We start from the raw sequence: 9,904 nt of genomic DNA, 5'->3' as shown, positions 1-9,904 counted from the left end.
TAGGGAGGAGGAGGGGAACCGCCGCGCTATCGAAGGCCCCAGGGAGGAGGAGAGGGGGCTCCGAATGCGTTGGGCCGATCAGGCCCGATGTAGGGTTGCGACGATGCCCGGGAGGAGGAGAGGCAGCGTCGCTTTCTCGAAAGACCCGAGGGAGGAGAAGGTCTTCGATCTACTGGACCATGTGGGTCCGCGTCTGGCTGGCGACAACCCCTGGGAGGAGGAGTGGGGTTGTCGCCGAAGTTCGAAGGTCTCAGGGAGGAGGAGAAAGACCTTCAAACGAAAACTGTCTCAGGCCTCGTAGGCGGCCTGGTATGCGATGCGACGGATCATCGAGCGGTTCAGCCCGAGGTCGGCCAGTTCGCGGTTGCTCAGCGCGTTCAGTTCGCGCAGTGTCGCGCGGAAAAGCTTGCGGCGCTCCATGTGCTCGCGGAAGCCTGCAAAGAGCGAGGCGATGCTACCTGCGAAACCATCCTGAGCGGCTGTGCGGTTGTCGGTTGCGATTGCCATTGCTGTCTCGTTTCTGTTCATACGTTGCTGTGTTGCCGCTAACTTGGGGCAATTGCTGCAACTGCACAATCCCGCGGAACCTCAATGCCGCTATGCGTGACGCGCATGGAGTTTTGGGCCTTCCGCACAGCGTTTTCAGGGCGTTAAGTATAACAATTGGGCAGACCCCGTGTGAGCCTTGCAACAGTCGCATGGTGACGTGACGTAGGTCTGCAAAAACGGAAGGGAATATTCATGACCGCGACTGTCGAAGCGGTGAAGGCCGCGCTTGAGCGAGTCGCCCTGCCGGGCGGCGGAGACCCGGTTTCCGCGGATTTGATTCGTGCCCTGACCGTCGATGGCGGCAATGTGCGCTTTGTCATCGACGCGCCAGACCCCGAGTCGGCACGCGCGCTCGAGCCTGTGCGCGCTGCCAGCGAAGCGGCGGTGCGGGCGCTGCCCGGCGTGACCACGGTCAGCGCCGTGCTCACCGCGCATGGCCCGGCGCCCAAGGCTCCCTCGCTGAAGATGGGCGGCCACATGAAGCCGCAGGCCGAACGGATGAACCCGCCGGGGGTCAAGAGCATCATCGCCATCGGCTCGGGTAAGGGCGGCGTGGGCAAATCCACCGTGTCGTCGAACCTTGCCGTGGCGCTGGCGCGGGCCGGGAAACGGGTCGGGCTGCTGGACGCCGACATCCACGGCCCGTCGCAGCCGCGCATGTTCGGGCTGACCAAGCGCCCCGCCAGCCCTGATGGCAAGACCATCATCCCGCTGCAGGCGCATGGCGTGACCCTGATGTCCATCGGGCTGATGCTGCCCGAGGACAAGGCGGTGATCTGGCGCGGCCCGATGTTGATGGGGGCGCTTCAGCAGATGATGATGCAGGTCGAATGGGGCGAACTGGACTTGCTGCTGATCGACCTGCCGCCCGGCACCGGCGACGTGCAGTTGACGCTGGGCCAGAAAAGCGATCTTGCCGGTGCCATCGTGGTGTCGACCCCGCAGGACGTGGCGATGATCGACGCCAAGAAAGCGCTGGATGCCTTTGCCTCGCTCAAGGTGCCGGTGCTGGGGTTGATCGAGAACATGTCGCTGTTCCATTGCCCCAACTGCGACCACGAATACCACATCTTCGGAGAGGGCGGCGTACAGGCCGAAGCGGATCGGCTGGGCCTGCCGCTGCTTGCCGCGCTGCCGATCGATCTGGAAACCCGGCTTGGCGGCGACGCGGGTCGCCCGGTGGCGCTTGGCGACGGGGTGATGTCGCAGGCCTACGCCCGGCTGGCGGATAGAATGATCCAGGGCGGGGTCGTTTAGGCGTTAAACAAAATGGTTCACCCTTGAACCAGTTTCTCCGCGTCGAAACGCGCCTATATATATAATGTGTCTTTGCGCGGGCCCGAGCAGCGGGCTTGCGCGGACCCGCCCGCTTCGGTTATAGCGCGGGGCGAGTTTTCCAACACTGTAATATAAGGCAAGAGGCACTCATGGCCGGCCATTCCAAATGGGCAAACATCCAGCACCGCAAGGGCCGCCAGGACGCGGTTCGCGCCAAGCTGTTCTCGAAATTCTCCAAAGAGATCACCATCGCCGCCAAGATGGGCGATCCGGACCCGGAAAAGAACCCGCGCCTGCGGCTTGCGGTGAAGGAAGCGAAAAGCCAGTCCATGCCCAAGGACAACATCGAGCGCGCCATCAAGAAGGCGATCGGTGGCGACGGCGAGGATTACGAGGAAATCCGCTATGAGGGCTACGGCCCCAATGGCGTGGCGATCATCGTCGAGGCGATGACCGACAACCGCAACCGTACCGCGTCGAACGTGCGCTCGACCTTCACCAAGAACGGCGGCAACCTCGGCGAGACCGGATCGGTGGCCTTCATGTTCGAACGCAAGGGCGAGGTTATCTATAAAGCCTCCGTCGGTGATGCGGACACGGTGATGATGGCGGCGATCGAGGCTGGCGCCGAGGATGTCGAAAGCGACGACGAGGCGCATGTGATCTACTGCGCCGACACCGATCTGAACGAGGTTGCCACCGCGCTCGAGGCCGAACTGGGCGAGTCGGAAACCACCAAGCTGATCTGGAAGCCGACCACCACGACGGAGCTGGATCTCGACTCGATGCAGACGCTGATGAAGCTGGTCGATGCGCTCGAAGATGACGACGACGTGCAGCGCGTCACCACCAATTTCGAAGCCTCCGACGAGGTCATGGCGCAGCTTTAAGCCCGGCGTCCCATGTATCGAAGGCCCCGGAGACCCTGTGCTCCGGGGTTTTTTGCGTTTGGGGGGCTTTGATCTTCCGGCTATCGGGGCCCGAAGCGGGCGAATAAGATTCAGAGACCGGCATTTTGGGGGCCAGTCGCCGGGGCGCAGGCGGCGCCGAGACGTGAAGGTCTGGCGCGGCGGGCAGGGGTTGCCCTCCGCCGGCGCCGCGTCCAGTCTCTGCCGCAAAGACGGAGAGACAGATGAGCGCCATTTCCCATCTCGACGGGCCGACCGCCCGGCTGGCCTATGCCTTCACACCCGGCGCCAGGCCGACCGTGGTGTTCCTGTCGGGCTATAAATCCGACATGGAGGGCACCAAGGCTGTGCATCTCGAAGCCTGGGCCAAGGCGCAGGGCCGCGCCTTCCTGCGGCTGGATTATTCCGGCCATGGCCAGTCGGGCGGCAGGTTCGAGGATGGCTGCATCGGCGACTGGGCCGCTGACGCGCAGGCGGTGATCGAGGCGGTGACGCAGGGCCCGCTGGTACTGGTCGGCTCGTCGATGGGCGGCTGGATCGCCTGCCTCCTGTCGCAGCGTTTGGCGCGGGTCGCGGGCGTTGTCGGCATCGCCGCGGCGCCGGATTTCACCGAAGACGGCTTCTGGTCCGAAATGACCGATGCGCAGAAAGCCGAAATGATGGACAGCGGCGTCTGGTATCGCCCCTCGGACTATGGTGAGCCCTACGCGGTGACCCGGCGGCTGATCGAAGACGGGCGCAGGCAGCTGGTGCTGCGCAAGCCGTTGCCGATGCCCTACCCGGTGCGCCTGCTGCAGGGCACGCTGGACGAGGCCGTCAGCCGCGACACCGCGCTGCGCCTGCTCGATCACATCGACGGAGACGATGTGCGGCTGCTGCTGGTAAAAGGGGCCGACCACCGGTTTTCAGAGCCGGCGAATTTGGCCTTGATCGAGGCCGCGATCACCGAGGTGGCGGGATGACTGGGATGGAGGCGCGGATCTCATTGATCACGCTGGGGGTGCGCGACATGGCGCGGGCGACGGCGTTTTACGAATCGCTTGGCCTTGCCCGTGCCGAGGGCCCTGATGGCGTGGTGGCCTTTGATCTTCTGGGCCAGACGCTGGGCCTGTTCGACCTTGAAAAGCTGGCCGAAGACATCGGCGTGCCGATGGACAGCCTTGGGCACGGCGGGCTGACACTGGCCCATAACGTGCCCAGCCGCGCCGAGGTCGATGCGTTGATGCGCCTTGCGGAAGATGCGGGCGCAACGGTGCTCAAACCCCCGCAAGAGGTGTTCTGGGGCGGCTATCACGGCTATTTTGCCGATCCCGAAGGTCATATCTGGGAAATCGCGCATAATCCTTTCTCGCCGCTGCGCAGTTCGGATGGCGCGTTTCGCTGGCAGGGCTATCCGGGCGACTGATCCCGGCGGTCGGGAACGATTTATCAAGAATTTTGCGCAACTGTGCGGGGGCGAGGGCTGCTGCGGCCATCGCTTCCGGGGGCAGGTTCGCCCTCGGCTCACTGCCAGGAGGGCGCGATGCGCGGACAGGACAGCGACGATCTCGGCTTTGGGGAATTCCTGCGCCGGGTGGCAGAAACGACGTGGAACCGGCGCGGGCTCGAGGCGGCCTTGTCCGGGGTCTGTCATCCGCAGCTGATCCTGCGCAATGCTCAGGGGCTGGGCTATGGCGCCGATGCGCTGCGCGCCGATGCGCTGGAGCTGCTGGCGGCGATGCCGGATCTTGCCTCGCGCTCCGAAGACGTGATCTGGTCAGGCAATGGGCGCGTTGGGATGCTGGGCTCGCAGCGGCTGCTGATGCAGGGCTGTCACGATGGGGCTGGCGTGTTCGGCGCCGCCACGGGCAAGCGCATCCGGTTCCGGGTGCTGACCGACATCTACGCCAAGGATAACCGGATTTCCGAGATATGGGCGGTGCGCGACACCGGCGCGATCCTGCGCCAGCTTGGCATCAATGTGCAGGGCTGGGCGCGGGCGCGGCTGCGGCCGGGCGATCCGGACAGTGGGCCGTTCCACCCCGGCATCGACGAGCCCGGCCCCTATACCGGCAGCGGCAATGGCAACCAGTGGGGCATGGCCTTTGCCGGGGTGCTGGAACGGATCATGGCGCATGATTTCTCGGAGATTGCCGAACAATACGACCCGGCGGCGCGGCTGTGCTATCCCTGCGGCGTCATCGCCGAAGGCGCGGGCGCGGCAGAGCGGTTCTGGTTCGGGCTGCGCGCGGCTTTCCCCTCGGCAAAGTTCGAGATCCAGCACCGCGCCGGGCGCGAAGACCGGCTGATGCCGCCCCGCGCCGCGCTGCGCTGGTCGCTGAGCGGGCGCCACGACGGCTGGGGCGCGTTCGGCAAGCCCACCGGGGCGATGGTGCATGTGATGGGCATCAGCCACGCCGAATTCGGCCCGAACGGCATCCGCCGCGAATGGACGTTGTATGACGAGGCGGCGATCTGGATGCAGATCCACGCCTCCGGTCTCGCGCCGATCCAGAGCCGTGCGATGGCGGCGGAATGACGCCGATCATCCTTCGGTAAGCGCGGCGCATTCCGGCTTTCCATCGCCCCCTGCTCTGATAGGTTGCGGTCGGGCAGACTGGGGCAGCGCATGAGTGGCACAACACGAGACAGGCATGGCTGAGGCGCTGGTTCTCTTGCCCGATGTCATGTGCGATGCCCGGCTTTGGGGGCCGCAGATTGCCGATCTGTCGCGCGACATGGCGGTCATGGTGGCGCCGATTTCGGCTGGTGAGCGGGTCGAAGAAGTGGCCTCGGGCCTGCTCGACGTGCTGCCGCGGCGCTTTGCGCTGGCCGGCGTCGGGCTGGGCGCCGCGATCGCGATGGAGCTTCAGCGCCGCGCCCCCGATCGCGTGACGCGGCTGATGCTGATCAACGCCTCGCCAATGGGCGAGACCCCGGCGCAGGCGGCGGCGCTTGATCCGCTGCTGATCAAGGCGCGCGCCGGGCGTCTGCTGGATGCGACGCGGGCGCTGATCCCTGCGGCTGCGCTCTACAACGGCCCTTACCGCGCCGAGATTCAGGCGCTGCTCGATGACATGGCCCTCGGGCAGGGCATCGACATCCTGACCCGGCAGGTGCGCATGATGCAGCGCCGCCGCGACCAGCAAAGCGCGCTGCGCAAGATCCGGGTGCCAACCACCATCCTGTGCGGCCTCGAAGACGCGCAGCACCCGGTGAAGCGGCAGAGCTTTCTGGCCGATCTTATCCCCGGTGCGCGGCTTGAGGTGCTCGAGGAAGCGGGCCGCCTGCCGATGCTCGAACGCCCCGAGGCGGTGGCCGACGCGATCCGCGACTGGATGGCCGAGCCGCTGCTGCTGCGCTGAACGATTGACGCCCCTGCCACCCGCGCCTATGTGGACGATGCGTGGAGGGCCGGGCGGCCGCCGCCGATCGCAGGATCGGGGGAGGAAAGTCCGGACTCACTGAAGCATCGGTGCCGGGTAACGCCCGGGCAGGGCAACCTGACGGAAAGCGCCACAGAAAACAGACCGCCGTCGCACCGGAGGTGCGCCAAGGGTTCGCCCGAGGCCAAACGAAGGGCACTGCGACGGTAAGGGTGAAACGGTGGGGTAAGAGCCCACCGCGCCCCCGGCAACGGGGGTGGCATGGCAAGCCCCACCGGGAGCAACGCCAAATAGGGACGTCGCGCGGGGCATGATCCTTTCGGGGATATCGCCGCAGGGCAGCTTTGGCCCGAGACGTCCGGGTTGGCAGCTAGAGCGCGCGGGCAATCGTGCGCCTAGAGGAATGGTCGCCGAACGGGGGCAACCCCGGGAACAGAATCCGGCTTACAGGCCCTCCACGCATTATATCCGCCATTCCCGGTTGACTCGGGTGCCCGGATCAGTAAAAGGCGACTTCAAGAGATTTCACGGCCCCTGCAACACTGCGGGACCGCTGCAGGAGAAGAAACATGGCGAAGCCCACCACAATCAAGATCCGCCTGAACTCGTCGGCGGGCACGGGCCACTTCTACGTGACGAAGAAAAACGCACGTACGATGACCGAGAAGATGACCGTGCGCAAGTACGACCCGGTTGTGCGCAAGCACGTCGAGTACAAAGAAGGCAAGATCAAGTAAGATCTGCCTCGTCGCGACAGTGACGAAGGCCGCGCGACGCCCATGGCCGCGCGGTCTTTTGCTTGTGTAAAGGCCAGGCCGGACATGACGCCAGACCTGCAGGAGAGGATCCTTGTCGAGGATGGGCCGGGCGGCACCGCCGCGCTGTTCAAGGCCCCGCGCGAGATCATCACCGCGCAGGATGCCAGTTCGGCGCGCGCCGCGCTCAAGCGGCTGGACAGCGCCCGGCGCGACGGCGCGTGGATCGCGGGCATCGCATTCTACGAGCTGGGGTTCGCGCTGGAGCCGTCGCTGTCAGGGCTGCTTGAACCGGACACACCGCTGCTGTGCTTTGGCATCTTCGATGCGCCGATTGCCACGCCGCAGCCGGAAGGCACGGCGCAGGTGCGCGCGGTCACCCCGCTGTGGGATCGCGCCCGCTATGCGCAAAGCTTTGATCAGATCAAGCAGATGATCGGCCGCGGCGATCTGTATCAGGTCAATCTGACGATGCCGGTCGAGGTGGCATTCGAGGGCACTCCCGAGGCGCTCTGGCAGGCGATGCGCCAGCATCAGCCGGTCGGGCACGGGGCGTTCCTGCGGCTTGGCGGCCACGAAGTGCTGTCGCGCTCGCCCGAGTTGTTCTTTCGCACCGACGCGCAGGGGCACATCTCCGTCGCCCCGATGAAGGGTACCGCGCCGCGCGGCGACACCGGGCCGGATGATGACGCGCTGCGCGATGCGCTGGCCAGCGACATCAAGAACCGGGCCGAAAACATCATGATCGTCGATCTGATGCGCAACGATCTGTCACGGATCAGCCGCATCGGGTCGGTGCATGTTCCGGATCTGCTGCGGGTCGAAACCTATGCGACGGTGCACCAGATGGTCAGCCGGGTTTCGGCCGAACTTGACGCGCCGTTTGATATATCGCGCGTATTCGAGGCAATCTTTCCTTGCGGCTCGATCACCGGTGCGCCCAAGATTGCCGCGATGAAGGCGATTCACCGGCTGGAGGGCTGGCGCCGGGGCGCCTATTGTGGCGCCATTGGCTGGGCCGCTCCGGATGGGCGCTCTTCGTTCAACGTTGCGATCCGCACCCTGACCCTGACAGCGCCCGGGCGCGCGCTCATGGGGATCGGTGGCGGCATCGTGCATGACAGTCTCTGTGAGGCGGAATACGAGGAAGCACTTTGGAAATCTCGCTTCGTGACAGGACTGATCCCGCGCTCCGCGTGATCGAGACCATGCTGTGGCTGCCGCATTCGGGCATCGTGCGCGAGCGGCTGCATCTTGCGCGCTGCCAGCGCAGCTGCGCCGTGCTGGGGTTCGACTACGATCCTGTGGCGGTGCTGCGGGCGCTCAACAAGATTGGTGGCGATGCGCCGCTGCGGCTGCGCATGAGCGTGGCGCAGGATGGCAGCGTGGCCATGACATCCCAGCCTTTCGAGCTGGGCGCGCTGCCGGTGCTCAGCCGGGTTCTGGTGTCGGCGCAGCGGCTTGACCCGCGTGACCCGTTCCTGCGGCTCAAGACCACGCGGCGGGCGCTGTATGACGATGCTTACGCAAGCCGGCCGGCGGGGATCGACGAGGTGCTGTTCTTCAATACGCAAGACGAGCTGTGCGAGGGCAGCATCAGCAATGTCTTCTTGCAGATCAATGGGCAGAAGCTGACGCCCGCGGTGTCGAGCGGTTTGCTGCCGGGGGTGCTGCGCGAAAGCCTGCTGTGCACCGGCGAGGTCAAGGAAGAGATCCTCACGCGCCATGATCTGGAACGGGCCGAGAAGCTGTGGATCGGCAATTCGCTGCGCGGGCTGATGCCGGCGGTACTGGCCTGACGGATCGGTGGCGGCGCAAGCGATCAGGCATGAAAAAGCCCGCCGGACCAGATGGCCGGCGGGCGTATGTCGCGGGGCGTAGCGATTGATTACTCGCGGTTGCCCATCAGTTGCAGCAGGAACATGAACATGTTGATGAAGTTCATGTAGAGGTTCAGCGCGCCCATGATGGCGGCCTTGCCCAGCCATTCGCTGTCGCCATGCGCGGCGTGCTCAAGGTAGGTGTTCTTGATGTTCTGCGTGTCATAGGCGGTCAGACCGGCGAAGATCAGCACACCAAGGATCGAGATGGCGAACATGATCGCCGGCGATCCAAGGAAGATGTTGATGATCGACGCCACCAGCAGACCGATGACACCCATGATCAGGAACGATCCCCAGCCCGAGATGTCTTTCTTGGTGGTGTAGCCAAAGATCGACAGACCCGCGAAGGCGATCGAGGTCACGAGGAACACCTGCGCGATCGAGAAGCCGGTGAAGGCGACAAAGATCCACGACAGTGACAGGCCCATAACCGAGGCGAAGGCGTAGAAAAACACCTGCGCGGCAGCGGCGGTCAGGCGATTGATCATCGCGCCGAAGGCGAAGATCATGATCAGCGGGGCGAACATGACGATGTAGCCAAGGATGTTCGGCGACAGGGTCATCGGGTCGCGGAACACGCTCAGCAGTTCAGGGCTCGTACCTACGGCCCATGCGACCGCGAAGGTGAGGAGCATGCCGATGGACATGGTCCCGTAGACCTTGCTCATATGCGTGCGCAGACCTTCGTCAATCTGGGCCGCGGTCGTCCCGGCAGCGGTCCGGATTGTTCTGTATTGAGCCATCTATGCCTCCAAGCTGTGTGCGGATTAGGGAAGTCCGTAATATTCGTTACCGATATTGGCAGAGCGAGGAGGTATTTCAAGGCTCAAACCCAACGAAACGCGCTGTTTCCGGCGGAATATGCAGGGGATGGCGTCACCGCTTCCAATGCGTCGGGGTGTCCCAAGGCTTGCGACGTAGCTCGTTTGCGACATCGGCGCGGGACAGGCCGATGTCACGCAGGGCGGCGTCATCCAGACGGGCAAGCTGGCGGCGCTGACGGGCAATCGCAGACCAGCGCAGCAGCGTGGTCAATGCGCTGCGGCGACGGGGGAGGGTGATGGATGGGGCGGCGTCACGAAGCATGATGGGTTCCTTCACAATTGGTGATGAGTATTCCGCTGTTCATGTGGTTGTGTGATGGATATGCTGGTTCCAGACCCATC

General features: G+C 64.8%; 13 protein-coding genes and 1 other RNA gene. 11 read left to right on the top strand and 3 right to left on the bottom strand.

The annotated features are described in order from the left end of the window. The coding region (locus Q4543_RS18710; protein ID WP_303440800.1) for a hypothetical protein at positions 1-301 on the top strand (301 nt) is incomplete at its 5' end. Here Q4543_RS18710 and Q4543_RS18705 read toward each other — a convergent pair. Further along, positions 289-507 (bottom strand): DUF1127 domain-containing protein, encoded by a 219-nt coding sequence (locus tag Q4543_RS18705; RefSeq protein WP_303440798.1) that lies wholly within the window; start codon positions 505-507, stop codon positions 289-291. The two genes, Q4543_RS18710 and Q4543_RS18705, sit on opposite strands and share 13 nt — an antisense overlap. A gap of 234 nt (positions 508-741) precedes the next feature. Here Q4543_RS18705 and Q4543_RS18700 point away from each other — a divergent pair, with 234 nt between their 5' ends. The 10 genes from Q4543_RS18700 (at position 742) to Q4543_RS18655 (ending at position 8,654) form a co-directional block, all read left to right on the top strand. Then, complete coding sequence (locus tag Q4543_RS18700; protein ID WP_303440796.1) at positions 742-1,806, top strand: Mrp/NBP35 family ATP-binding protein; 1,065 nt, start codon at positions 742-744, stop codon at positions 1,804-1,806. A gap of 170 nt (positions 1,807-1,976) precedes the next feature. Then, positions 1,977-2,717 carry a YebC/PmpR family DNA-binding transcriptional regulator gene (locus Q4543_RS18695; protein WP_216005297.1) on the top strand — a complete coding sequence of 247 codons (741 nt, stop codon included), beginning with the start codon at positions 1,977-1,979 and terminating at the stop codon, positions 2,715-2,717. Positions 2,718-2,959: 242 nt separating this feature from the next. Beyond that, positions 2,960-3,697, top strand: a complete 738-nt coding sequence (locus Q4543_RS18690) for a carboxylesterase (protein ID WP_303440793.1) — start codon at positions 2,960-2,962, stop codon at positions 3,695-3,697. A 5-nt stretch (positions 3,698-3,702) separates the two neighbouring features. Further along, positions 3,703-4,140, top strand: coding sequence for a VOC family protein (locus Q4543_RS18685; protein WP_303440802.1), 438 nt, complete (start codon positions 3,703-3,705; stop codon positions 4,138-4,140). Between the two features lie 117 nt (positions 4,141-4,257). After that, entirely contained in the window at positions 4,258-5,253 is a 996-nt protein-coding gene (locus Q4543_RS18680; RefSeq protein WP_303440791.1) for an ester cyclase, read from the top strand. A 115-nt stretch (positions 5,254-5,368) separates the two neighbouring features. Then, positions 5,369-6,079 (top strand): alpha/beta fold hydrolase, encoded by a 711-nt coding sequence (locus Q4543_RS18675; RefSeq protein WP_303440789.1) that lies wholly within the window; start codon positions 5,369-5,371, stop codon positions 6,077-6,079. Positions 6,080-6,120: 41 nt separating this feature from the next. Next, positions 6,121-6,563, top strand: an RNA gene (gene rnpB, locus Q4543_RS18670) — RNase P RNA component class A. Between the two features lie 106 nt (positions 6,564-6,669). Further along, positions 6,670-6,837 carry a 50S ribosomal protein L33 gene (gene rpmG / locus Q4543_RS18665; protein ID WP_021098674.1) on the top strand — a complete coding sequence of 56 codons (168 nt, stop codon included), beginning with the start codon at positions 6,670-6,672 and terminating at the stop codon, positions 6,835-6,837. Positions 6,838-6,921: 84 nt separating this feature from the next. After that, on the top strand, positions 6,922-8,055 hold the full coding sequence (locus tag Q4543_RS18660) for an aminodeoxychorismate synthase component I (protein WP_303440784.1): 1,134 nt from the start codon (positions 6,922-6,924) through the stop codon (positions 8,053-8,055). Then, positions 8,052-8,654 (top strand): aminotransferase class IV family protein, encoded by a 603-nt coding sequence (locus Q4543_RS18655; RefSeq protein ID WP_216005302.1) that lies wholly within the window; start codon positions 8,052-8,054, stop codon positions 8,652-8,654. Before Q4543_RS18660 ends, Q4543_RS18655 begins: the two co-directional genes overlap by 4 nt. Before the next feature lie 89 nt (positions 8,655-8,743). Here Q4543_RS18655 and Q4543_RS18650 read toward each other — a convergent pair whose 3' ends face one another. Both Q4543_RS18650 and Q4543_RS18645 read right to left on the bottom strand, forming a co-directional pair. Next, positions 8,744-9,481 carry a Bax inhibitor-1/YccA family protein gene (locus Q4543_RS18650; protein ID WP_303440781.1) on the bottom strand — a complete coding sequence of 246 codons (738 nt, stop codon included), beginning with the start codon at positions 9,479-9,481 and terminating at the stop codon, positions 8,744-8,746. 133 nt (positions 9,482-9,614) lie between these two features. Next, entirely contained in the window at positions 9,615-9,824 is a 210-nt protein-coding gene (locus Q4543_RS18645; protein WP_303440779.1) for a DUF1127 domain-containing protein, read from the bottom strand. Positions 9,825-9,904 lie beyond the last annotated feature (80 nt).

This window comes from Salipiger sp. 1_MG-2023 (assembly GCF_030547555.1).
Lineage (GTDB): Bacteria > Pseudomonadota > Alphaproteobacteria > Rhodobacterales > Rhodobacteraceae > Salipiger.
Note: the sequence above shows the minus strand (reverse complement) of the source record. Positions and strands in the feature narration are given on the sequence as shown.

Bases quoted from the DNA above. Each gene is read 5' to 3' on its own strand.
- rpmG (WP_021098674.1), top strand. From the start codon at position 6,670: ATGGCGAAGCCCACCACAATCAAGATCCGCCTGAACTCGTCGGCGGGC.
- Q4543_RS18685 (WP_303440802.1), top strand. From the start codon at position 3,703: ATGGAGGCGCGGATCTCATTGATCACGCTGGGGGTGCGCGACATGGCG.
- Q4543_RS18660 (WP_303440784.1), top strand. From the start codon at position 6,922: ATGACGCCAGACCTGCAGGAGAGGATCCTTGTCGAGGATGGGCCGGGC.
- Q4543_RS18650 (WP_303440781.1), bottom strand. From the start codon at position 9,481: ATGGCTCAATACAGAACAATCCGGACCGCTGCCGGGACGACCGCGGCC.
- Q4543_RS18675 (WP_303440789.1), top strand. From the start codon at position 5,369: ATGGCTGAGGCGCTGGTTCTCTTGCCCGATGTCATGTGCGATGCCCGG.
- Q4543_RS18705 (WP_303440798.1), bottom strand. From the start codon at position 507: ATGGCAATCGCAACCGACAACCGCACAGCCGCTCAGGATGGTTTCGCA.
- Q4543_RS18700 (WP_303440796.1), top strand. From the start codon at position 742: ATGACCGCGACTGTCGAAGCGGTGAAGGCCGCGCTTGAGCGAGTCGCC.
- Q4543_RS18690 (WP_303440793.1), top strand. From the start codon at position 2,960: ATGAGCGCCATTTCCCATCTCGACGGGCCGACCGCCCGGCTGGCCTAT.
- Q4543_RS18695 (WP_216005297.1), top strand. From the start codon at position 1,977: ATGGCCGGCCATTCCAAATGGGCAAACATCCAGCACCGCAAGGGCCGC.
- Q4543_RS18645 (WP_303440779.1), bottom strand. From the start codon at position 9,824: ATGCTTCGTGACGCCGCCCCATCCATCACCCTCCCCCGTCGCCGCAGC.
- Q4543_RS18680 (WP_303440791.1), top strand. From the start codon at position 4,258: ATGCGCGGACAGGACAGCGACGATCTCGGCTTTGGGGAATTCCTGCGC.